The 24,396-nt window shown below is 60.4% G+C and carries 16 protein-coding genes and 1 pseudogene; 5 read left to right on the top strand and 12 right to left on the bottom strand.

Annotated features, from left to right (window positions below):
- Positions 1–81: 81 nt before the first annotated feature.
- Together AXW79_RS08230 and mpl are read right to left on the bottom strand one after the other, a co-directional pair.
- On the bottom strand, positions 82–693 hold the full coding sequence (locus AXW79_RS08230) for a flavin prenyltransferase UbiX (RefSeq protein WP_005313212.1): 612 nt from the start codon (positions 691–693) through the stop codon (positions 82–84).
- A 58-nt stretch (positions 694–751) separates the two neighbouring features.
- The gene (gene mpl / locus AXW79_RS08225; protein ID WP_005313214.1) at positions 752–2,122 is read right to left on the bottom strand and encodes a UDP-N-acetylmuramate:L-alanyl-gamma-D-glutamyl-meso-diaminopimelate ligase; all 1,371 of its coding nucleotides are present in this window, start codon (positions 2,120–2,122) and stop codon (positions 752–754) included.
- Positions 2,123–2,356: 234 nt separating this feature from the next.
- On the opposite strand from mpl, the gene ppa reads away from it, so the two are divergent.
- Entirely contained in the window at positions 2,357–2,887 is a 531-nt protein-coding gene (gene ppa, locus AXW79_RS08220) for an inorganic diphosphatase (protein ID WP_005313216.1), read from the top strand.
- 88 nt (positions 2,888–2,975) lie between these two features.
- Here the strand turns inward: ppa and hemE are convergent, their stop codons facing one another.
- From hemE to AXW79_RS08195, 5 genes are all read right to left on the bottom strand, one after another.
- Positions 2,976–4,043, bottom strand: a complete 1,068-nt coding sequence (gene hemE, locus AXW79_RS08215; RefSeq protein WP_005313219.1) for a uroporphyrinogen decarboxylase — start codon at positions 4,041–4,043, stop codon at positions 2,976–2,978.
- Positions 4,044–4,206: 163 nt separating this feature from the next.
- Positions 4,207–4,986: an NAD(+) diphosphatase gene (nudC, locus tag AXW79_RS08210; RefSeq protein WP_011898367.1), complete on the bottom strand. Its 780-nt coding sequence runs from the start codon at positions 4,984–4,986 to the stop codon at positions 4,207–4,209.
- A gap of 193 nt (positions 4,987–5,179) precedes the next feature.
- Positions 5,180–8,344, bottom strand: coding sequence for a bifunctional proline dehydrogenase/L-glutamate gamma-semialdehyde dehydrogenase PutA (gene putA, locus AXW79_RS08205; RefSeq protein ID WP_005313226.1), 3,165 nt, complete (start codon positions 8,342–8,344; stop codon positions 5,180–5,182).
- A gap of 268 nt (positions 8,345–8,612) precedes the next feature.
- Positions 8,613–9,218 (bottom strand): TIGR04211 family SH3 domain-containing protein, encoded by a 606-nt coding sequence (locus AXW79_RS08200; protein WP_005313229.1) that lies wholly within the window; start codon positions 9,216–9,218, stop codon positions 8,613–8,615.
- Between the two features lie 152 nt (positions 9,219–9,370).
- Complete coding sequence (locus AXW79_RS08195) at positions 9,371–10,123, bottom strand: potassium channel family protein (protein ID WP_005313232.1); 753 nt, start codon at positions 10,121–10,123, stop codon at positions 9,371–9,373.
- Positions 10,124–10,223: 100 nt separating this feature from the next.
- Here AXW79_RS08195 and AXW79_RS08190 point away from each other — a divergent pair, with 100 nt between their 5' ends.
- Positions 10,224–11,474, top strand: a complete 1,251-nt coding sequence (locus AXW79_RS08190; RefSeq protein ID WP_034523776.1) for a methyl-accepting chemotaxis protein — start codon at positions 10,224–10,226, stop codon at positions 11,472–11,474.
- Between the two features lie 165 nt (positions 11,475–11,639).
- Here AXW79_RS08190 and msrB read toward each other — a convergent pair whose 3' ends face one another.
- The 4 genes from msrB to malQ all read right to left on the bottom strand — a co-directional run bounded on the left by msrB (position 11,640) and on the right by malQ (position 18,673).
- Positions 11,640–12,026, bottom strand: coding sequence for a peptide-methionine (R)-S-oxide reductase MsrB (msrB, locus tag AXW79_RS08185; protein WP_005313238.1), 387 nt, complete (start codon positions 12,024–12,026; stop codon positions 11,640–11,642).
- A 56-nt stretch (positions 12,027–12,082) separates the two neighbouring features.
- Complete coding sequence (glgX, locus tag AXW79_RS08180) at positions 12,083–14,224, bottom strand: glycogen debranching protein GlgX (protein WP_043151115.1); 2,142 nt, start codon at positions 14,222–14,224, stop codon at positions 12,083–12,085.
- Positions 14,224–16,401 (bottom strand): 1,4-alpha-glucan branching protein GlgB, encoded by a 2,178-nt coding sequence (gene glgB, locus AXW79_RS08175; RefSeq protein WP_005313243.1) that lies wholly within the window; start codon positions 16,399–16,401, stop codon positions 14,224–14,226. Before glgB ends, glgX begins: the two co-directional genes overlap by 1 nt.
- 82 nt (positions 16,402–16,483) lie before the next feature.
- Positions 16,484–18,673: a 4-alpha-glucanotransferase gene (gene malQ / locus AXW79_RS08170; RefSeq protein WP_005313246.1), complete on the bottom strand. Its 2,190-nt coding sequence runs from the start codon at positions 18,671–18,673 to the stop codon at positions 16,484–16,486.
- 345 nt (positions 18,674–19,018) lie between these two features.
- Here malQ and gap point away from each other — a divergent pair, with 345 nt between their 5' ends.
- Positions 19,019–20,014 (top strand): type I glyceraldehyde-3-phosphate dehydrogenase, encoded by a 996-nt coding sequence (gap, locus tag AXW79_RS08165; RefSeq protein ID WP_005313250.1) that lies wholly within the window; start codon positions 19,019–19,021, stop codon positions 20,012–20,014.
- Positions 20,015–20,129: 115 nt separating this feature from the next.
- Positions 20,130–20,996, top strand: a complete 867-nt coding sequence (locus AXW79_RS08160) for a D-hexose-6-phosphate mutarotase (protein ID WP_005313254.1) — start codon at positions 20,130–20,132, stop codon at positions 20,994–20,996.
- An 88-nt stretch (positions 20,997–21,084) separates the two neighbouring features.
- Here AXW79_RS08160 and nadA read toward each other — a convergent pair whose 3' ends face one another.
- Positions 21,085–22,158 (bottom strand): quinolinate synthase NadA, encoded by a 1,074-nt coding sequence (gene nadA, locus AXW79_RS08155; RefSeq protein WP_005313257.1) that lies wholly within the window; start codon positions 22,156–22,158, stop codon positions 21,085–21,087.
- Between the two features lie 141 nt (positions 22,159–22,299).
- Here nadA and AXW79_RS08150 point away from each other — a divergent pair.
- Positions 22,300–24,329, top strand: a pseudogene (locus AXW79_RS08150) (methyl-accepting chemotaxis protein).
- Positions 24,330–24,396 lie beyond the last annotated feature (67 nt).

The following is a 24,396-nucleotide window of genomic DNA, read 5'->3' as shown; positions in this document are numbered from 1 at the left end:
CCGCCTCGTGAATAAAAAGCGGCGCCGGACTGTTCAGGTCGGCGCCGCTTTTGTTTGTCTGCTATTCGCTCACATCTCGCCTCAAGATTTGGCGTAACCCCAACGCTCTGTCAGGCCATGCTCGATTCCGAGGTGATCCAGGATCCGCGCCACCATGAAGTCCACCAGATCCTCGATGCTTTTGGGCTCATGATAAAAACCGGGGGCGGCGGGCATTATGGTCACCCCGAGCCGTGCCAGTTTCAGCATGTTCTCCAGATGGATGGCGGAGAAGGGGCTCTCGCGGGGCACCAGGATCAGCTGGCCGCGCTCCTTGATCACCACATCCGCCGCCCGCTCCAGCAGGTTGTCGGAAGCGCCGTTGGCAATGGCCGACACTGTACCCATGGAGCAGGGACAGACCACCATCTGTTTCGGTGCCGCCGACCCCGAGGCCACCGGCGAGAACCACTCCTCCTTGCCGCAGGCCACTATCTGACCCTCTTTGGCGCCGTACTGGCGACAGAGGTAGGCGGAGAGATCTCTGGGGGAGCCGGGCCAATCCTGCTGCTGCTCTGTCTTGAGCACGACTCTGGCCGCCGATGAGGCCAGCAGATAAACCCGATAGTCCGCCTGCACCAGACACTGGAGCAGACGCAGGGCGTAGGGGGCGCCGGAGGCGCCGGTCAGCGCCAGGGTGACTTGTTTCAGCATGATGGTCCTTGGCTCTTCTGGCATGGGAACAAACAACCGCAAGGGGTCAGCAACGACGTCATAGTTCGCCGTGGTAATCCTTGAGACGGGCGATCAGCTTGTCATGAATGCCGCCGAAACCGCCGTTGCTCATGATCAGAATATGATCGCCGTCGCGGCACTCGGCCACCAGGCGGTTGATCAGGGTCTCCAGCTCGTTGAACACCTTGGCCGGACGGCTCATGTGGGCTGTCACCTCCCCGAGATCCCAACCTATGTTGGGTGGCTGGAAGAAGAACACCTCGTCGGCGCCGTCGAAGCAGGCTGCCAGCTCCTCCTTGTGGACTCCCAGCTTCATGGTATTGGAGCGGGGCTCCAGCACCGCCAGGATGCGGGCCTTGCCCACCTTGGCACGCAGGCCGCCCAGGGTGGTCTCGATGGCGGTGGGGTGGTGGGCAAAATCGTCATAGACGCTGATGCCCGCCACCTCGCCCTTGAGCTCCATCCGCCGCTTGGGGGATTTGAACTGGCGCAGGGCAGCTATGCCGTGCTCTACCATGACACCGGCGTGACGGGCAGCGGCGATGGCCATCAGACCGTTGTTGACGTTGTGCTCGCCGATGCACTCCCAGTGCACCTCGCCCTGCTTGCTCCCATCCAGCCACACCTCGAAGGCGGAGCCGTCATCGGCCAGCTTGACCGCCTTCCACTTGGCGTCGTCCTGACCCACCAGCTCGACTTCGCTCCAGCAGCCCATCTTGCGCACCGCAGTGAGGTTGTCGTCGGCCTGCGGGAACAGCACCCGGCCATTGCTCGGCACTGTGCGCATCAGGTGGTGGAACTGGCGCTGGATGGCGGCGAGATCCGGGAATATGTCAGCGTGATCGAACTCCAGGTTGTTCATCACCAGAGTACGCGGATGGTAGTGAACAAACTTGGAGCGCTTGTCGAAGAAGGCACAGTCATATTCGTCCGCTTCGATGACGAAGAAGGGCGCAGAGCCCAGGCGGGCTGAGACCGGGAAGTTGCCCGGCACGCCACCGATAAGGAAACCCGGCTCCAGCTTGGCGTACTCCAGCACCCAGGCCAGCATGCTGGCGGTGGTGGTCTTGCCATGGGTGCCCGCCACGGCCAGCACCCAGCGATCCTGCAGCACATGCTCCAGCAGCCACTGAGGACCGGAGATATAGGGCAGATTGCGATCCAGCACATACTCCACACAGGGATTGCCACGGCTCATGGCGTTGCCGATCACCACCAGATCCGGTGCCGGATCGAGCTGGGAGGGATCATAACCCTCGGTCAACTCTATGCCCTGTTGCTCGAGCTGGGTACTCATGGGGGGATAGACGTTGGCATCCGAGCCGGTCACCCGATAGCCAAGCTGTTTTGCCAACACCGCCAGACCACCCATGAAGGTGCCGCAGATCCCGAGAATGTGAATATGCATACCGCTGCCTTTTCCAGTAAAGGGAGTGCGCATTCTAGGGGTTGTTGAGGTTGCGGCACAAGCCGCGGTCGCGACGAGAAATCACCAACCCCGGAGAAGGTGACAGCAATTTGGCAGACCTTGGCTGCGCGACATCAGCCAACTCTGTCACAGTGCCCTCGAAATATGGTCATTTGACGCGACATCGCTATAATATCGGCCTGCAAACTTGACTCCAACACTGAAGGAAACGTCATGAGCCTGAACCTGGTACCGGCTGGCAAGAGCCTGCCCGACGACATCTATGTCATCATCGAAATCCCGCAGAATGCCGATCCGATCAAATACGAAGTCGACAAGGACAGCGGTGCCATCTTTGTTGATCGCTTCATGTCTACCCCTATGTTCTACCCGTGCAACTACGGTTACGTGAACGCCACCCTGTCTCTGGATGGGGATCCGGTCGACGTGCTGGTGCCGACTCCTTACCCGCTGCTGGCTGGCTCCGTCATTCGTTGCCGCCCGGTTGGCGTGCTGAAGATGACCGACGAATCTGGCGAAGATGCCAAGATCGTGGCCGTGCCGCACTCCAAGCTGACCAAGCAGTACGACCACATCAAGGATGTGAACGATCTGCCCGAGCTGCTGAAAGCCCAGATCCAGCACTTCTTCGAGCGTTACAAAGAGCTGGAAGCAGGCAAGTGGGTCAAGGTTGAAGGTTGGGGCGACAAGGCCGCTGCCGAAGCCGAGATCGTTACCTCTGCCGAGCGTTACGCAGCCAAGTAAGCGTCTCTCTCGTTAAAAGGCCCCTGTGGGCCGATACCAAAAATTAAGGCGCCAATGGCGCCTTAATTTTTTAGGGCTTTCGCCCGCCTCAACGGCCGTGGTATTGAGCAGAAAGCTCGTGCACAGCGTTGACGAACACGCCCGCGTGTTCCGGGTCCACATCCTGATGGATACCGTGACCCAGGTTGAAGACGTGGCCGTTGCCGCTGCCAAAGCCCGCCAGTATGGTGGCTACCTCTTCGCGGATACGCGCTGGTGCCGCATAGAGCATGGAAGGATCCATGTTGCCCTGCAGCGCCACCTTGTCACCGACCCGGCGCTTGGCGTCCGCTATGTCTATGGTCCAGTCCAGCCCCAGGGCATCGCAGCCGGTGGCAGCGATCTGCTCCAGCCACTGGCCACCGTTCTTGGTGAACAGAGTGACCGGTACGCGGCGACCTTCGTTTTCGCGGATCAGACCGTCAACGATCTTGTGCATGTATTGCAGGGAGAAGTCGCGGTAATCCCGCGGGGTCAGCACGCCGCCCCAGGTGTCGAACACCATGACGGACTGGGCACCGGCCTTGATCTGGGCATTGAGATACCCGATCACGCTGTCGGCCAGCTTGTCCAGCAGCAGGTGCAGTGTCTGCGGCTCTGCATACATCATCTGCTTGATCTTGGTGAAGGCCTTGGAGCTGCCCCCCTCCACCATGTAGGTGGCCAGGGTCCAGGGACTGCCGGAGAAACCGATGAGCGGCACTTCACCCTTGAGCTCGCGGCGTATGGTGCGCACCGCATTCATCACGTAGCCGAGCTCGTCTTCCGGATCCGGAATGGGCAGCGCCTGCACGTCAGCCATGGATTTGATGGGTCGCTCGAAGCGCGGGCCTTCACCCTGTTCGAAATAGAGACCCAGCCCCATGGCGTCGGGCACGGTCAGGATGTCGGAGAAGAGGATGGCGGCATCGAGCGGATAACGGCGCAGGGGCTGCAAGGTGACTTCACAAGCCAGCTCGGCGTTGCGGCACAGGGACATGAAGTCCCCCGCGACGGCGCGGGTCGCCTTGTATTCCGGCAGATAACGGCCAGCCTGGCGCATCATCCATACTGGTGTCATGTCCACGTCCTGGCGCAGCAGGGCACGCAGGTATCGATCGTTCTTCAGCTCTTTCATCCCAGTTCCTGAGTCAGGTCATGCATAAAATGGCGGATATGATACCACTTTGTACGCGGCGGGGGACGGCCCAAAGATGCGGCCAGGCCGCTGCAAGCGCAAAGATGTGAAGGGGCGCAAACAAGCGCCCCGTTTTTACCCTGATGACAAGGTCAGACCGACCTCAACCCTCTTCGGCCAGGCTCTGCTCAATCAAACGTCGCGCTATGGTGCCATGGGGCGGCAACCGTGGCAGCCGGTCGGCGGTGAAGAAATCCGCTGCCACCAGTTCATCGTCCTGTACCCGGATCTCGCCGCTATCGTAGTCGGCGGTAAACCCCATCATCAGGCTGTGGGGGAAGGGCCAGGGCTGGCTGGCCACATAGCGCACGTTGCGCACCCGGATGCCGCTCTCCTCGAACACCTCCCGCGCCACGCACTGCTCCAGGTTCTCCCCCGCTTCCACGAAGCCTGCCAGCACCGTATACATGGGGTCCTCCACCTGATAGTGACGGCGATGGGCCGCCAGCAGGATCTCGGGACCCTTGCGCACCGCCACTATGATGCAGGGGGAGATGCGCGGATAGACGGTGTGGCCAAGCTGGCACACCTGGGCCCACTCACCCGCCTTGGGGGCCATGGGGGCACCGCACTCGCCGCAGAAGCGGTGGCTGCGCCGAAAGGTCGCCAGCTGCCAGGCGCGACCCGCGAGACGAAATCCCTCTTCATCCCCCGCTACCATCAGCTGGCGCAACGGGGTGAAATGGCTGGCATCGGCATCTGCCCCCAGGTCCAGCAAATAGCAGGGCAGGCCATCCCACTCATCGAAACGCTCGAATGACGCCGGGTGAAAATGGGCAGGCAAACAGGCTCGGGGGCCTTGCGGAATATGGCCCTGTTCATCCAGCAGGACGAGGTGCTCGCCCCCCAGTACGAACCAGCGGGCCTGTTCGGTTAATGGCATCAGATGCAGACTCTCGTTGAAAATCAGGTTGAAATCCCTTGTCGAGAACAGTGTGCAAGGCACGGACAAGTGGCGACCATATTACGGCCGGACAGGCACCTTGGCGACCCCAAGATGGCGGATCCACCCCACTCCACGGTCAAGAAAAAGGCTGCCCGCAGGCAGCCTTGATGCAAAGACCTCAAAACGTCAATCAGGCATCGCCCATCGCCAGCAGGGAGGCATTGCCGCCCACCGCAGTGGTGTTGATGGTGCGGGTCTTCTCGGTGACGAAGCGGCCGAGGTAGTGGGGACCGCCCGCCTTGGGGCCTGTGCCGGAGAGGCCCTGACCACCAAAAGGCTGCACCCCGACCATGGCGCCGATCTGGTTGCGGTTGATGTAGACGTTGCCCACGTTGATGCGGCTGGCCAGCTCCTCGGCGTGGGATTCGTTGCGGCTGTGGATCCCCAGCGTCAGACCGTAGCCGGTGCCGTTGATATCCGCAATCACCTTGTCCAGCTCACGGGCAGCGTAGCGCACCACATGGAGGATGGGACCGAACTGCTCCTTCACCAGCTCACGGATGGAGCCAATCTCCAGCGCCGTCGGCTGCACGAAGTGACCCGCCAGCGTCGCGGATGGCATGGGGGCTTGAGCGATCAGACGTGAGCGCGGGATCATGTGCGCCAGGTGCGCATCCAGCCCGGCCTTGGCCTCGGCGTCGATGACGGGCCCCACGTCCGTGTTGTGCTCGGCCGGATTGCCCACTTTCAGCTCCTGCAGGGCGCCGGTCAGGATCTCCAGCACCCGCGGCGCTATCTCCTCCTGCAGGTAGAGTACCCGCAAGGCTGAGCAACGCTGACCGGCACTCTGGAAGGCGGCGCTCACCACGTCGCGCACCACCTGCTCCGGCAGAGCGGTGGAGTCGACTATCATGGCGTTCTGGCCGCCTGTCTCGGCGATGAGCGGCAGTATGGCGCCATCACGCTGGGCCAGTGTCAGGTTGATGAGCTTGGCGGTCTCGGTTGAGCCGGTGAAACAGACGCCGCCAATGCGGGCATCCGCCGTCAGCTTGGCCCCCACTGTGGCGCCATCGCCCGGCAGCAGTTGCAGCACATCACCCGGGATGCCGGCCTGATGAGCCAGGGTCACCGCCAGATGGGCGATGAGGCCGGTCTGCTCCGCCGGTTTGGCGATGACGGTATTGCCGGTGGCCAGCGCCGCCGCGACTTGCCCGAGGAAAATGGCCAGCGGGAAGTTCCACGGGCTGATGCAGACGAATACGCCCCGGCCCTGCAGGAACAGCTCGTTCTGCTCGCCGGTGTAGCCGGGCAGCAGGGTCGCCTGTCCCATCAAACCACGGGCCTGCAGCGCGTAGTAACGGCAGAAGTCCACCGCCTCGCGCACCTCGTCGATCCCATCCTGCAATAGCTTGCCCGCCTCGCGAGTACAGAGCGAGATGAACTGCTCGCGGTTGGCTTCCAGCAGATCTGCCAGCTTTTCCAGCGCAGCGGCACGCACGCTTACCGGCGTCTCGCGCCAGCGCGGGAAGGCGGCATGAGCCGAGGCCAGCGCCTGCTCTACCGCCTGTGCATCGGCCCAGTGGATCTTGCCCACCAGCTGGCTCACATCCTGCGGACTCAGCACTGTGCGAGCTTCGCTGCGCTTGAGGGTTTCGCCATCAACGATGGGGCCCGCCAGCCACTGCTTGCTCTCCAGCTCTTTCAAACGGGCGAAGAAGGGACGCTGGATGGAGACGATATTCATGTTGACGCCGCTGGAGTTCTTGCGGTCGCTGAACAGATTCACCGGCTGTGGAATGCGATCGTTGGCCAGACTGGTGTAGCGCTTGAGGGTGCGCAGCGGGTGTTCGGCCAGTGAATCCACCGGGGTGTTCGGGTCCACCAGCTTGTGAACGAAGGAGGTGTTGGCCCCGTTTTCCAGCAGGCGACGTACCAGATAGGGCAGCAGATCCTTGTGGGCACCGACCGGGGCATAGATGCGGCAGTGCAGGCCGGGATGGTCGTTCAGCACTGCATTGTGCAACTCCTCCCCCATGCCGTGCAGGCGCTGGAACTCAAACTGGCGATCACCGGCCATTTCCAGAATGCAGACCACGGTATTGGCGTTGTGGGTCGCAAACTGGGGAGAGATGAAACCACGGGTCGGCTCGCTCAGCAGATAGCGGGCGCAGGCCAGATAGGATATGTCGGTACCCGCCTTGCGGGTAAAGAGCGGGTAGCCGGGCAGGCCAGCCTGCTGGGCATATTTCAGCTCGCTGTCCCAGTAGGCGCCCTTCACCAGCCGCACCGGGATCAGGTCCCCCTGCTCCCGGGCCAGCGCCGTCAGCCAGCAGAGCACCGGCAGAGCGCGCTTGGAATAAGCCTGCACTACCATGCCGAGCTTGCCCCAGCCACGATTGGCGTCAGAGCGGTAGAGCTGCTCGAAGAGATCCAGTGACAGCTCGAGGCGGTCCATCTCCTCGGCATCGATGCTGATGGCCACATCCTTGTCGCGGGCCAGGCGCACCAGACCCACCAGCCGCTCGCTCATTTCGCCGAGCACCCGCTCACGGTTCGCCACGTCATAGCGCGGATGGAGCGCCGACAGCTTGATGGAAATGGAGGGCGCCGGGCCGCCGTCGCTGATACGCTCATTGCCGACCGCCTCGATGGCGCGCTGGTAGTCGCCGAAATACTTGTCCGCATCGGCCAGGGTCAGGGCTGACTCCCCCAACATGTCATAGGTATGGGTGTAACCCTTCTCGCGGGACTTGCGGCTCGCCTTGAGGGCCTCTTTCATGTCGCGCCCCAGCACGAACTGCTTGCCCATTATCTTCATGGCGGCATACATGGCGGAGCGCACCACAGGCTCGCCGAGCTTGTTGACCATGCGTCCCAGCATGTTGGCCGGATTGCCGTCCAGCTTCTTGTCCAGCTTGATGATCTTGCCGGTCAGCATCAGGCCCCAGGTGGAGGCATTGACCAGGGTGGAGTCGCTCTTGCGAAAATGGGAGGACCAGTTGGCGCCGGAGAGCTTGTCCTTGATGAGGGCGTCGGCGGTCTCTGCATCGGGGATGCGCAGCAGAGCCTCTGCCAGGCACATCAGTATGATCCCCTCCTGGGTATCCAGGCTGTACTCCTGCAAGAAGGCATCGATGCCATCTCCCGAACCACTCTCCTTGCGTACCTTGGTGACCAGGGCGCGGGCGCGCTGGGTCACCTGCTCCAGCGAGGCCCCATCCCCCGGCAACATGGCGGAAAGCTCCGCCAGATAGGCGTTTTCATCCACAACGTAATTCTGGGTGATGGCTTCGCGCAAAGCGGCCAGATCGGAGGGAATGTAGTCAGCAGCAAGCACTTGAGTAGCTTTGAACATAGGGGGTCTTCCTGTACGCCCGCAGGCTATATCGACGAAGGCGGTCGTGCTGCCGAAACGCCGATAATGTATACAATATCCACCCATAGATGAAATGAAATTGTTGCCTGCTATTAACAAAAATAGCTGACTGGCAAATTTAGCCTGTATTCAGACCAGGAGACGGCGAGACAGACAAGTTTATCGCCTTATTTTGTATACAATTTTATGCGAGGCAAAAAAGAGGGGCCGCTATTGCGACCCCTCTTCATCCGACCGACAGGAACCGTCAGTTCATCCAGCGTTCACCGCGACTGCGGCGGCGGGGCAGCATGGGCAACAGTATGCCAAGCAGGATGCCGCCACCCACCATGGCACCACCGCGGATGAACCAGTCCATCTGCATGTCGTGCTCCTTGTTGTCATAGCTGCGGGTCAGGGCCTCGTTCTGCTCCTTGAGGTTACCCATCTCCTCGCTCTGGCTGGCAAGCTGGGCCTTCAGGCTGTCGATCTCCTTGCTCTGCTCGGCGATCTTGCCATCCTTCTCGGTGAAGCGTTTTTCATTGTCACCGTTGAGGTTCTGCAGGCGAGCCTTGAGATCTTCCAGCTCTTGCTGGACCTGGGGCAGACGCTCGCGCAGGCTGATCTCGCCCTGCAGCTCGGCGTTCTTGATCCAGCCTTCACGGCCACGACCGTCCACCACCTGGGTGAAACCGGCTTCGTTGTTCACCGCCTTTACTTCCAGCGGTTCACCCGCCTTGACGCTGCCGAGGATCCGGAACTGGGTACCCGGACCATTGTGGATGAAGGTAAAGATGTTGTCTGAGACATAACGGGTGTCGGCCAGTGCCTGTTGGGCACACAAGCAGATAAGGATCCCGAGAAGGGCGCGCATGGTCGATCGGTTCTCTTCTTTTGGTTAGGTGACAGGCCGAATGTTAAGCCGCCAGCGGGTCAAAGGACAAGCAAAGAAAAGCGCTTCCCCCCGAGCTGAGAGCTGACTCGCAACTTGCCCCTCACTCACGCGACCATTCCGGACGTCGCAGGCTATTTCTGTTTCAGTGCCTTCACCTCTTCGCGCAGGGCACGCAGCTCCTGAAGCAGCAGATCCTGCTGCGCACTCTGTTGATGGCGCCACTTTTCCAGTTCGTTGTCACCCCGCCCGTGTTGCAGGAACAGGCTGGCCATGAAGCCGCTCAGGGCGCTGAACAGACCGACCCCGAAGATGATCATCAGGCTGGCGACGAAACGCCCCTCCTCGGTTTGCGGCACTATGTCACCGTAACCGATGGTAGAAAGCGTCACCAGGGTCCACCAAAAGGCGTCATAGGCGTTGTGGATCTGGCTGCCGGGTCTGTCTCCCTCGATCCAGTAGATGAGTGCCGTGCCCACCCCGATTTGCAGGAAAAAGATCAGCAGTATCCCGGCCAGACGGCTCTCGTTTCGCCCCCTGCGCACTATAGCGAGCAGGTCCGGGTTGCTGCGCAGCAGCTGGATCACCCGGTAGAGCTGGATCAGCCTGGCCCAGCGCAACTGCTCCACCATGGGCAGACTGCCCGGCAGATAGAACCAGTTCGCCTTGAAGAAGGCTCGCTTGTCACTTGCACGGAACCAGCCATAGGTGAAATGGGCGAGGAAGACGTAGCAGATCAAACTGTCCAGATCATAAAAGAGGGAGAGCGTCTCGGGAGTGAAGTAGCGAGCCCCCAGCCAGCGGAATCCCACCAGTACCACTGAGACGATGGAGAGCAGGGCCATGAGCAGATCCATGGATCTCAGGCCAGAAGAGTGATGTCGCATACATTTTCCTACTTTAGGCACGGTGCGAATTAATAAAAAGGAAGATAATGCCGATAGTCCTGAGGGCAAAGGAAAACCGGTCATTAAAAGGAGAAAAATTATGCAGTTAAACCCGCTGGAGAGGCGAATGAGCAATATCCGGCTGGTACCCAAAGTGGTACTGCTCATGGTGTTCAGTACTGTGCTGCTGCTGGCCAAGCTCTGGTTCGATGCCAGCAATCTGGAAACCACACTGCTGAGTGAGGGCATAGACGCGGACAAGGCAAACGCCATTGCCGATCGCCTGCTCTGGAGCGGCGTGATGGAAACCGCCGTGATGGGCATCGTCTTCGTCGTGTTGTTGCTGACCGGCTCCCGCCTCATGGTCAAGCAGGTGCACTATCTGGTGGGCCTGCTTGAGCGTTTCGCCCGCAAGGATCTGAGCCACAAAGTGCTGCTCAAGTCTCGTGATGAGTTCGGCGACATCGCCAAGGCCGTGGCCCACTCACAGGAGAACCTCAAGGAAGTGTTCGGCACCCAGCGCGTCGCCTGCAAGGAGCTCAATGACATCGCCTCCCAGGTCACCCTTTGCATGGAAGAGGCCAACGAGGCCATCAACGAAGAGTTCACCCAGATAGAACAACTGGCCAGCGCCATGAGCCAGATGGTGGGTGCCATCCGCGAGGTGGCCGCTCATGCGGAACAAGCTTCCCATGCCACCGCCGAAACCAGCCTGCTGGCCGAAGAGGGCAGCCGCTGCGTGGCTGCGACCGTCAACACCATAGATACCCTCTCCGGCAACATCCAGCGCTCCTCCAACGTGGTCAATCAGGTGGAGCAGGGGGTCGAGCAGATAGGCTCAGTGGTGGATACCATTCGCAGCATTTCGGAGCAGACCAACCTGTTGGCCCTCAACGCCGCCATCGAGGCCGCCCGTGCCGGCGAAGCGGGTCGCGGCTTTGCCGTGGTCGCCTCCGAGGTGCGCGAGCTGGCCAACCGGGCCCAGGCGGCCACCGTCGAGATCCAGAAGATGATCGAGCAGTTGCAGGGCAATGCCCATCAGGCTGCCGAGTTGATGGCCCAGAGCGTGCAACAGGCCGACAAGGGGGTGGAGCAGGTGACCCAGGCCGGCGATCAGCTCGCCACCATAGTGCAGCGGGTACAGGGTGTGGCGGACATGAATCGCCAGATCGCGGCCGCCTCCGAGCAACAGAGCTCGGTGGCCGAGGAGATGAGCGGCAATCTGGAGCAGGTAAAACAAGTCGTGGAGGGTTCAGTGGTGGTACTGCGGGAGCTGCAGGAAGCCTCCGAGCTGGTGGAACATCACAGCCAGACGCTGGATACCCATATTCAGGCCTTCAAACTTGCCTGATGGCATAACGTGAGCCAACCTGTGGGCTCGTGGTGCCCGCTACCGAATGCCGGATAACCCCAGGTCTGGCCCAGACAGGCCTCCGGCAATGCGGCGGTGGTAAGGACAAAAAAACGGCGCCTCTGTTACCAGAGGCGCCGTTTTTCATATCAGTGGACGAGCCCGTCAGGCGTCCGGGTCGAAATCCAGACTCAGGCTGTTGACGCAGTAACGCTGGCCTGTCTCGGTCGGTCCGTCGGGGAAGACGTGACCCAGATGGGAGCCGCACTGGCTGCAGGTGATCTCCACCCGCTTCATGCCGTGGCTGCTGTCTTCTGTGTAGGTCACTGTGCCTTCGATGGCTCGATCGAACGAGGGCCAGCCGCAGCCGGAGTCAAACTTGGCATCCGAGTGAAACAGCATGCTCTTGCAACAGACGCAGAGATAGTCACCACTCTTGCGGTTGTGGAGCAAGGCACCGCTGTAGGGCTGCTCGGTGCCTTTCTCCCAGCAGACGCGAAACTGTTCCGAACTCAGCTTGTTGCGCCACTGCTCGGGATTGTTGTTGCTCATACCGACTCCTTGCCATTAATCACGGCGCCCAGCATACCCAGTCAGGCCGCTTTGCTCTACCCCGCCAGCGGGAACTGTGATCCCGTTGGCAACACGGTGGCAACATCCGGTGTAATGGCGACCTCCTCTTTGGCCAAGGCAACCGCCGGCAATGAAACCCGCTCCAGCAACTTGAGGGAGTGGGCTCGGCCAACCGCCACCTGCCGCTTGATGTCATCGGGCAGGAAGGGCAGGCCGTCATTGGTGGCCGTGTCTATGGTCTGGATCCACTCCAGCCCCTCCCCCGGTGGCGGCAGACGGAACTGGATATCGTAGTCGCTGGCGTTGAACAGCACATACCAGCGCTCCCCTTCGCACTGCTGCATGCCGATGTCCATGGCAAACGCCTGTCCCATGGGGGCGTGCCAATCCTGATCCGTCAGCTGATGGCCATCCGGGTGATACCAGTTGACCTGATGGCAGCTGGTGGGAGCCCCGTTCCAGCTGTCATCGCTCAGTTGCAGGTTGGCAAAGACGGAGGACTCCGCCCGCAGGGCCATCATCTGCTGGGTGAAGGCGAGCAGGCGCTCATCCTCCGGCCGCCACTGCCAGTTGACCCAGCTGATCTGGTTGTCCTGGCAATAGGCGTTGTTGTTGCCCAGCTGGCTGCGGCCCATCTCGTCCCCGGCCAGGAAGTGCGGCGTGCCCTGGGAGAGCAGCAGGGTGGCGATCAGGTTGCGCTTCTGCTGCTGACGCAGGTTGTTGACACGGGGATCCAGGGTCGGCCCCTCTACCCCATGGTTGTTGGAGAGGTTGTTGCCATGACCGTCCCGGTTATCCTCGCCATTGGCCTGGTTGTGGCGCTGGTTGTAGGAGACCAGATCCTCCAGGGTGAAACCGTCGTGATAGCAGAGGTAGTTGACGCTGGTATGGGGAGCGCGCCAGTTCTTCGGGAAGAGATCCCGCGAGCCCACCAGCCGGGTGGCAAAATCCCCCATCTTGCCGGCATCGCCGCGCCAGAAGGCGCGCACCGTGTCGCGGTAACGGTCGTTGATCTCCAGCCACTGGCTCGGGAACTGACCGAGGCGATAGCCGAACGGCCCAATGTCCCAGGACTCGGCAATGAGTTTCACTCGCGCCAGCACGGGATCCGCCATCATGGCCTTGAAGAAGGCCCCCATGGGATCGAACTCCCCCGCCTCCCGCGCCAGGGTGACGGCAAGGTCGAAGCGAAAACCATCCACCTGCATCTCCGTGACCCAGTAACGCAGGGCATCCAGCACCAGCCGCAGGCTGTTGGGGTGATCCAGATTGACGCTGTTGCCGCAGCCGGTGACGTTGGCATGGCGACTGTAGTCGGGGCCGTGAGCCCCCGCCTCGAAGGCATAGTAGCCCGCATTGTCAAAGCCCTTGAATGACAACGTGGGGCCATCGAAACCGGATTCGGCGGTGTGGTTGTAGACCACGTCCAGTATCACTTCGAGCCCGGCCCTGTGCAGCTCGCGCACCATGGTCTTGAACTCGGTCACCGCCTCCCCCGCGCTGTAGCGCGGCTCGGGGGCAAAGAAAGCGATGGGGTTGTAGCCCCAGTAGTTGGTGAGCCCCAGCTGCTCGAGCCTGGGCTCGGACATGAAGGCCGCCACCGGCATCAGCTGGACAGAGGTAACGCCGAGGGACTTCAAGTGCTCGATGATCACCGGATGGCAGATGCCAAGGTAGGTGCCGCGCAGTTCGCTCGGCACCCCCTGATGCTGGCGGGTGAACCCCTTGACGTGGGTTTCGTAGATGACGGTACGCGCAGGCTCTATGCCCGGCTTGCCGACCCCCTGCCAGTCGAAGGCGTCATCCACCACCACTGACTTGGCCACCATGGCGGCGCTGTCGCCCTCATACAGTTTGTCATCCCAATGAGTCGCCCGGCTGAGCGCCCTGGCATAGGGGTCGATCAGCAGCTTTTGCGGATCGAACAGCATCCCCTCCTGGGGCGCACCATGTACCCGATAACCGTAACGCTGACCGGCCTTGACGCCGCGCACATAGCCGAAGCGATATTGGCCGCGCCGGCCGGGCAATGCCAGCCGGACCAGCTCCTGCTCCTGCTCGTCGAACAGGCAGAGCTCTACCATGTCCGATTGGGGGGCCCAGACGCAGAAGTGACAACCCGTCTCATCGAGCAGGCCCCCCAGCGGGTGGTCCTGCCCCTTTTCCATTGCAAACATCAAGACTCCTGTTTGATGAACAAGGTCGCGAGCGGCGGCAGATCCAGCACTATGCTGTGCCCCAATCCCTGCCAGGGGGTTGGCTCGGCGACGAAGACCAGACCCACATCATAGTTGCTGCCCCAGTAATGCTCGCTATCCGTGTTGAGCACCACGCGGTAATTGCCGGCGGCAGGCACCCCGAGTCGATAGGCGATGCGCGGTACAGGCGTGAAGTTGCAGGCCACCATGATCGGGTGGGCCCCCTGCTTGTCGGCCCGCAGCCAGGCAAAGACACTGTTGTCGGCGTCGTTGTGATCCAGCCAGCGGAAACCGGTCTGCTCATAATCGGCCTGATACAAGGCAGCTTCATGACGGTAGAGGTGGTTGAGATCGCGGATCAGGCGCTGCTGACCGCCGTGCTTGGGATACTGCAGCAGGTGCCAGGGCAGCTGGGCATCGTGGTTCCATTCGTTGCTCTGGGCGATTTCGGTGCCCATGAAGTTGAGCTTCTTGCCCGGGTGGGCATACATGAAGCCCATGTAGGCGCGCAAGTTGGCCGATTGCTGCCACTCGTCGCCGGGCATCTTGTAGAGCATGGAGTGCTTGCCGTGCACCACCTCATCGTGGGAGAGCGACAGGATGAAGTTCTCGTCATAGTGGTAAACCATGGAGAAAGTCATGTCGTTGTGGTGATAGCGGCGGTGAATAGGCTCTTTCTGCATGTAAGTGAGGGTGTCGTGCATCCAGCCCATATTCCACTTGAAGCCAAAACCGAGGCCACCGAGGAAAGTGGGACGAGACACTCCGGCAAAGGCGGTGGACTCTTCGGCTATGGTCATGGCGTGGGGATACTTGCCGTACACCTCTTCGTTGGTCCACTTCAGCAGGCTGATCGCCTCGTAGTTGTGGTTGCCACCGTCGACGTTTGGCACCCACTCGCCGGCATTGCGCGAGTAATCCAGATAGAGCATGGAGGCGACCGCATCCACCCGCAGGCCGTCGATGTGGAACTTGTCGAGCCAGAACAGGGCGCTCGCCACCAGGAACTGGCGCACCGTATTACGGCCAAAGTCGTAGATGTAGGAGTTCCAGTCCGGGTGCCAGCCACGGCGCGGATCTTCGTACTCATAGAGCTGCGTGCCGTCGAAACGGGCCAGACCGTGGGCATCGGACGGGAAGTGAGCCGGCACCCAGTCCAGGATGACGCCTATGCCGGCCTGGTGGCACTGATCCACGAAATATTTGAAGTCATCGGCACTGCCGTAACGGCTGGTAGGAGAGAACATGCCCACCGGCTGATAGCCCCAGGAACCGCTGAACGGATGCTCGGAGACCGGCAGCAATTCAATATGGGTGTACTCCATCTCCTTGATGTAGGCCACCAGATCCACCGCCAGCTCGCGCCAGCTCAGGCTGTCGCCGTTGGAGTGACGCTTCCAGGAGCCGACATGCAGTTCATAGATGGAGAGGGGCTGATCCCGCTTGTCATTGTGCTGGCTGGCAATCCAGGCGGCATCTTGCCACTGGTATTGATCGTGGTCATACACCACTGAGGCGAACGACGGATACTGTTCGCAGTAGAAACCGACAGGGTCACTCTTGTGAGGCAGACGATGACCGGCAGGATCCTTGAGTTCAAACTTGTAGCGATCCCCGGCCTTGAGGCCCGGCACGAACAACACCCAGTGACCGCACTGGCTGCGCTGCATGGGGTGACGACGGCCGTCCCAGAAGTTGAAATCACCGATCAGGCTCACAGCGGTGGCGCTCGGCGCATAGACGGCAAAGCGCACCCCCTCCACCCGCACGCCAAGGTGCTCCACGGTGCGCAGTTGTGCGCCAAGCGTGTGGTAGATGTTTTCCGGCTGGGAGGTCAGTTCTGCCAGACCGGCCCAACCCGCATCCTGAAACTGGTAGGGGTCGACAAATTCAGTACTGGCATCGGGGTAGCTGGCAAGCAGCTGATAGGGAAAGGGATTTTTACGGCGGGTGAAAACAGTTTCAAAAAGGCCCGATTCATCGGTGGGTGCCAGAGTGGCAACAACTTTGCCCGACTTGAGATCCTTGACGCGCACCTCAAGGGCATCCGGCAACCAGGCGGTCAGTTTGAGGCCAGGCCCATCCGGATTGGCCTGCAGGCCTAAATGAGAGAAGGGATCGGCACAGCGGGCAGCAACCAAACGTTCAACGAGCATCGAGATTTCCTTTCATAGCTGAGCATCCGCTCCGGCCAGGGCCGAAGCGGATGTAAGTGAGTCACGTTTTGTCGGCAGTGGCTCAACGACTGGCCTCATCACGGGCCTGGCTCATCTTGCCTGCCAGCGCCTTGAGCGCTTCATTGGCAAAAATATCCTCCAGATCGGTGGACAGCTTGCGACGCCAGTTGGGGTATTCGTAACTGGTTCCCGGCACGTTGACCGGCTTGTCCATCTCCAGCCAGTCTTCCAGCTGGGTACTGAACAGGGCGCAGCTGCCGCGGGACATATGCAGTTGCAGACCATGGTTGAGCTCGGTATTCATGCCGACCCAGTTCACGTCATGGCTGATGTCGTCAGAGATGACCCCATGGGCGTGCAGGCTGTCGAGGATCCGCTGCTTGGCCTGATGGCGATCAGCATACAGTGTCTTGAGAACGTCTTCATCCGGATACAATCCCAACTCGCGACCCAGCGCCAGATCATCGCAATGCCAGAAGCCCTTCAGGGTCGGCATGTCGTGGGTGGTCAGGGCCGACATCGCCTGCTCGGTGTAGTGAGCGGGAGATATGAAACCGCCATCGGCCTTGGATCGCTCGAAGAAGAACACCTTGTAGGAGTGAACCCCGTTCTCTTTGAGCGTGACGTCTATGCCTTCCGGCACAGTCCCCAGGTCTTCACCGATCAGCAGGCACTGATTGCGGTGGGATTCGAGCGCCAGGATCCCCAGCAGGTCGTTGACCGGATAATAAATGTAGGCCCCCTTGGCGGCAGACTCTCCGGGCGGCACCCACCACAGGCGCAGCAAGGCCATTACATGGTCGATGCGCAGCGCGCCGCAGGAGCGCATGTTGGCACGGAACAGATCCACCATGGGCTGATAGGCAGCTTCAAACAGCTGGTTCGGGTTCATGGGGGGCAGGCCCCAGTTCTGGCCAAGCGGGCCCAGAATGTCAGGCGGTGCACCGACCGAGGCTTTCGGGCAGTAGAGATCCCGGTTGGCCCAGATCTCGGTGGAGCCTTCGGAGACGCCGACCGCCAGATCCCGATAGATCCCCATCACCATACCAGCGGCCTTGGCGCGAGCATCGGCTTGCGCCAGCTGCTCATCGGCCAGGAACTGCAAGTAGAAATAGAAGTTCACATCCTGGCTGTGCGCGGCCATCCAGGCAGCCACCTCGGGGTTGTGGTAATCCCGCAACTCTTCCGGCCATACCGGCCAGCCCCAGGCATTTTCGCCCTTGGCATAGAAGTGGGCCTGCAGGGCATCAAACGCCGCCTGCTGTTGCAGACTGTCACCACCGGCCGCCACGAAGGCATCGAAATCGGCCTGACGCTCGGTACTGAAGCTGGCTTCATCGAACACCTGACGCAGCATGCCGATCTTGGTCTGGATAACGCCGGTGTAATCCACGTTACTCTTGGCACGCAGCTCGTTCAGGTGCTGCTGGAAGGCCGGATTGGCCACTTCGGCCTTGAGGTGATCGTTGGCCAGAAACTCGGGCACGGCTTCCACGTTGATATAGGCCACATTGAGCCAGCGACGGGAAGAGGGGCTGTAAGGGCTGGCACTCTCGGGGTTGGCCGGATAGAGGGCATGAATGGGGTTCAGGCCCACGAAGTGGGCGCCCCAGGCGGCCGCTTTCTCGACCAGTTGGCCGAGATCGCTGAAATCACCGATCCCCCAGTTGTGACGGCTGCGCAGGCAGTAGAGCTGCACGCTCGGCCCCCACACCTTGCGGCCATCGGCAATGGGAGCCTGCTTGTAGCAAGCTTTGGGTGCCACGATAAGACGCATACTGGCGAGCGGCTCATCATTACCCTCCTCCAGCAAGGTCAGCTGGTGATAGCCAAGCGCTGGCTGTACATCCAGCGCGACCTGGTAGGCCTGGCACTCCATCTCTTCGAATTCAGCCACGCCAACCAGCTCACCCTCAATGGGGGTGATTTGGCCGGACAACACAGTCCCCTGCTCCAGCGCAAGCTGCCAGGTAAGGGCGTCATTGACAAAATCGATGGGCAGACGGACTTCAAGGGTGATGGGCTCACCGCTGCGGACCACCATGACGGGATCCAGCGCGCGCAGCCAGTGCTGACGGTGCTCCTCTTCCAACTGCTCGGTCAGGGCGGCCTCGTCATCGACGCGGTAACCCATGGCGCCCAGCATGGCAGACTTGCTCTCTTCGGATACCTGGGCCGGGTGGCCCCAGGCATCAACATACTCGCTGGCGATACCTTTGGCGGCAGCCAGCTGTTCAATCAGGGTGGTCATAGTTTGAGAATTCCCGCTGTGGATTCTATCTATACTATTTTGATTAATTTTTATGGGTGGTACTTGAACAGTGGCTCTGTGGCCATGCTAAACCGCGCACATTTTTACACATCTGCCGGGCTGGTTGTGTGACAGAGCAGGCACTATTGTTGATCTCTGTGACGCTGACCAATAGATAGTTATTTCGACAAAAACTGGTAGTCAGTTACATAAACAGAAAATAAATTTCACAGTTTTTCATGATATAGCGCAATTTCAGACAGATTGTTGGTTGACTCACAGGGGAGTTCTAGTAAATTTACAAACGGAATTTTCTTTGACTACTGAACAGTTAGGTAACCAAATATGACTATCAAAGTAGGTATTAACGGTTTTGGCCGCATCGGTCGTTTCGTGTTCCGTCTGGCCGCTGAGCGTGCTGACATCGAAGTGGTTGGCATCAACGACCTGATCGACGTTGACTACATGGCTTACATGCTGAAGTACGATTCAACTCACGGTCGTTTCAACGGTACCGTTGAAGTTAAAGACGGCAACCTGGTTGTTAACGGCAAAACCGTACGTGTTACCGCTGAGCGTGACCCGGCCAACCTGAAATGGGATGCCATCGGTGTTGACGTTGTTGCCGAAGCCACCGGTCTGTTCCTGGACGACGCAACTGCTCGCAAGCACATCGCTGCCGGCGCCAAGAAAGTCGTTCTGACTGGCCCGTCCAAAGACGCCACTCCTATGTTCGTCATGGGTGTCAACGACGCTACCTACGCTGGCCAGGACATCGTTTCCAACGCTTCCTGCACCACCAACTGCCTGGCTCCGATCGCCAAGGTTCTGAACGATACCTTCGGTATCGAATCCGGCCTGATGACCACTGTCCACGCAACCACTGCTACCCAGAAGACCGTTGATGGTCCGTCTGCCAAAGACTGGCGCGGTGGCCGCGGTGCGGCTCAGAACATCATCCCGTCCTCTACCGGTGCTGCCAAAGCTGTTGGCGTTGTTATCCCGGAACTGAACGGCAAGCTGACCGGTATGGCCTTCCGCGTACCGACTCCGGACGTGTCCGTTGTTGACCTGACCGTCAACCTGAAGAAAGCCGCTACCTACGCCGAAATCTGTGCAGCCATGAAAGCAGCCTCTGAAGGCTCCATGAAGGGTGTGCTGGGCTACACCGAAGATCAAGTGGTCTCCACTGACTTCCTGGGTGAGCGTCAGACTTCCGTGTTCGATGCCAAGGCTGGTATCGCACTGAACGACAAATTCGTTAAAGTTGTATCCTGGTACGACAACGAAATGGGCTACTCCAGCAAAGTTCTGGACCTGATCGCTCACATCTCCAAGTAATTTGGGATGCGCAATCAAGTAGCTTGAAAAAGGCGGCCATTGGCCGCCTTTTTGTATTTCGGCCCCTGGATTTTCCGACCCTCTCTTCTGAATGTGCGCGAGCACAGGAGTCCTCATGCAACCGATACGCTCTCTGACTGCCCACTGTACCCTCAGCCACAACGCGGCTGGCCAACCTCTGCTCACCATCGACAATGGCGATGCCAAGGCCGAGATCAGCCTGTTTGGCGCCCATGTGTTGCGCTACCAGCGTCACGGCGAACCCGCCTCGATCTGGCTCAGCGACAAGGCAGTGCTGGATGGCAGCAAGCCCATCCGCGGCGGTATCCCCGTCTGCTGGCCCTGGTTTGGCCCGGCGCCAGCCCGCGTTGGCAGCGGCAAACCGTCCCACGGCTTCGCCCGCACCACCCTCTGGACCCTGGACGGCGTCTCCGATCACGGCGATGGCACCCTGGTACATCTCTCTCTGCGTGACAATGAGTCAACCCGTGCCCTCTGGCCGCACCCTTTCGAGCTGGAACTGGACGTGCTGATAGGCAAGGAACTCTCGCTGGTGCTGACTACCCGCAATACGGGTAAAGCCGCCGTCGTCTATAATGCCGCCTTGCACACCTATCTGCAGATAAGCGCCCCAGAGGCTGTCAGCGTGACCGGGCTGGGTGAGCCTTATGCTGACAAGCTGACCGGTCAGGATGGGCAGCAGCAGGGCGCTCTGACGCTCACAGCTGCCATTGATCGGGTCTACCACCAAGCCGAGGCCATGGTGATGGTCAAGGACGGCGATCGCACCACTAAAGTGGTGAGCGGCAACAACGACAGCGTCGTGGTCTGGACCCCCTGGCTGGAAGGGGGCACCGCCATGGCGGACATGAGCAACGATGGCTACCGCACCATGCTCTGCGTCGAAGCGGCCATCACGGCCGAGGCTGGCGTCGTTATCGCGCCGGATGAGGAGCACAGCCTCTCTACCGTGATCATCTGATCTTCGTCTTCGCGAACCCCATAACGAAAGAGGGCACCCCAACGGGTGCCCTCTTCTATTCAGCCTTTCTATTCAACTCTTCGCGCACTCAGGCGTTACCCCGAGTCTTTAGCTTGAGTTCCGCAGCGAAGTCCAGCATGCGATCCAGCGGGATCAGTGCCTTCACCCGCAGGGCTTCATCCACCAGGATCTCGTGACGCTCGGCGCCATCGGTCAACGCCTCCTTGATCGCCACCAGGCCGTTCATCGCCATCCAGGGACAGTGGGCGCAGCTACGGCAGGTGGCACCATCGCCACCGGTCGGCGCCTCGACCATCTCCTTGTCCGGACAAGCCTGCTGCATCTTGTAGAAGATGCCGCGATCGGTCGCCACTATCAGCTTCTGCTGGGGCAGCTCTTTGGCCGCCTTGATCAGCTGACTGGTGGAGCCCACCGCATCGGCCAGCTCGATGACGGAAGCCGGAGATTCCGGGTGCACCAGCACGGCCGCATCCGGGTTCTGCTCCTTGAGCTCGCGCAGGGCCTTGGCCTTGAATTCGTCATGGACGATGCAGTGGCCCTGCCAGCGCAGCATCTGGGCCCCCGTCTTCTTCTCGATATAGGCACCGAGGTGCCTGTCCGGGCCCCAGATGATCTTGTGGCCCTGGCTGTCGAGGTGTTCGACTATCTCAAGCGCAATGCTGGACGTCACCACCCAGTCCGCCCGTGCCTTCACCGCCGCCGAGGTATTGGCATAGACCACCACTATGTGGTCGGGGTGGGCATCGCAGAAGGCCGAGAATTTATCGATGGGACAACCCAAATCGAGGGAACACTCGGCCTCCAGGGTCGGCATCAGTACCCGCTTGTGAGGGCTCAGGATCTTGGAGGTCTCCCCCATGAAGCGCACCCCGGCGACGATCAGGGTCTGCGCGGCATGATCCCGACCAAAGCGGGCCATCTCGAGAGAGTCACCGACGAAACCGCCACTGGCCTCGGCCAGCGCCTGGATCTCGGGATCCGTGTAGTAGTGGGCAACCAGCACGGCCTGACGCTCTTTCAGCAGTGCCTTGATGTCTGCGATCAGGGTCGTTTTCTGCTCGGCGGTCAGCGGGGCCGGTTTGACCGGGAACGGGTAGTCCATCTCGACCACCGGAGGGATATTGCTCAGTGCATTGCTCATTGCGACTGTTCCATCAAGGCTCGGAAAGGCAAAAATTATAACCAGAAGCCGGCCACAAACCCATCAACAAATCCGGTGATACGCAAGTGTCCGAATATACTCAAGTAATTCGTTGTCATTCTTGCCAAAAGGAGTTGTCGAATGAAACAACGCTCTCTCAAAACCAAGCTGCTGTTGCTCACCATGGGCCTCTTTCTGTCCAGTGGACTGGCCATGACACTGATGCAATCCTCCTCCTTGCAATCCCTGCGCAGCGACATAATGGCCCAGACCCGCAGTGCGCTGGAGCAGGAGGTCTCTCGCACTCTGCAGTTCCAGGCCGAGCGTTACGCAGTACAAATAGGGGCCCTGTTGCAACAGTCCTATCAGGTGCCGCTGGGGATCGCCGCCCAGCTCGAGGGCAGCAGGCGAGCGGGATCAGCTCCATTTATGCCCAATTTGAAGCCGATGGCCAGGATGCCAGCTGGCAGTCCGGCGCATCCCACTCAGTGCCCGATAAGGGCAGTCTGGAGATCTACTTCGTCCGGGATCAGGGTGGCCAGGTCTCGCAACAGCAAGTGGACGCTGCCGCCAGCGAGGCCAAATACGACACCTCGGTCAACGAATTCGGCATTCGCAACAGCGAATGGTACCTGTGCGGCCGGGATACTCGTCGCCCCTGCCTGATGGAACCCTATCTCTACGAGATAAGCCCGGGCAACCAGATGCTGATGACCAGCCTGACGGTACCCATCCTCAAGGAGGGCAAGTTCGTTGGCATAACCGGTGTCGACATGAACTTGCCCATTTTCCAGCAACTGGCAGAAAGCCTGGGTAAAAGCCTGTATGACAACCAGGCCGACGTAACCCTGGTCAGCAAGATGGGTCTCATCGTCGGCAGCAACCGCCATGCCGACAAGCTGGGCCGTCCGCTGACGGAGGTCGGTCTGAGCACCCCCACAGGACAAACCCTGGATACCGATACCGACTTCATCCTGCAACAACCGGTGCGGATCGAGGCGGCCGATACCCAATGGTGGCTGCTGATCAAGGTACCCAAGGCGCTGGCACTGAGTCAGGCCAACACTATCAGCACTCAGCTGGGGGATCTGATGCAGGCGGCCCAGCGCCAACAGCTGATCACAGTGACCCTCATCACCCTGCTGGCACTGGGCCTGCTCATCTGGTTCATCCAGACCATCACGGCCCCCTTGTCGCTCATCAGCCGCCATGTCTCCCACCTCTCCAGCAACGAGGGAGATTTGACCCAGCAGATGCAGATCGACACCCACCAGGAGCTGATCGAGCTGGCAGGACATCTCAATGCCTTTCTCGGCAAGCTGCGCGGCATGGTGCAGGGCAGCAAACTGATAGGCCAGCAGGTACACCAGCAGGCACAGGGCATGAAGCAGACGGCCGACACCATGCGCACCAGTCTGGATGAGCAGAGCATAGAACTGGAGAGCGTGGTCAGCGCCATGCACCAGATGAGCACCACTGCGGTCAGCGTGGCGGGTTACGCGGAACAGGCCGCCCAGGAGTCAGAAGCAGCCACCCATCACATCAATACCGCCCAGCAGACCCTGAGCAATGCCCGCAACGAGATCCATACCCTGGTTGAAGACATGCATCAGGCTGACAAGGCGGTGGCGCTGGTAGCCCAGCGCAGCACCAATATCAGCCGCATTCTGGATGTGATCCGGGCCATTGCCGAGCAGACCAACCTGCTGGCACTGAACGCCGCCATAGAGGCAGCGCGGGCGGGAGACATGGGACGAGGTTTTGCGGTGGTGGCAGACGAAGTACGGGCCCTTGCCAACAAGACCCGGGAGTCCACCGACGAGATAGGCCAGCTCATCGGCAGTCTGCAAACCGAGGTGAGCAGCAGCCAGCAACTGATGAGTACCGGCATCACCCGCTCGGCCAGTACGGTCGAGGGCACGGAACAGGCATTCGAGGCCCTCAACCGGGTGGTCGCCCAGATCCAGCAGATCCACGATCACATCAGCCAGGTGGCCACCGCCGCCGAGCAGCAGAGTGCGGTCAGCGACGATATTAACCAGAACCTTATGCGCATTGGTGATGCCGCCACCACCATTGGCCAGGAGGCCAGTGCCAGCCATCGCTTGAGCGAAGAGCTGGAGCAGGCCTCAACTGCACTGGCAACCCAGCTGGACCGCTTGAGAACCTGATGACAAACGACCATAAAAAAAGCCCGCATCGTTGCGGGCTTTTTGATCTGGTGGTCGTTACTGGGAT

The sequence above is a fragment of the Aeromonas salmonicida subsp. salmonicida genome (assembly GCF_001643305.1).
GTDB lineage: Bacteria > Pseudomonadota > Gammaproteobacteria > Enterobacterales > Aeromonadaceae > Aeromonas > Aeromonas salmonicida.
This window is presented reverse-complemented; position numbering and strand designations above follow the sequence as displayed.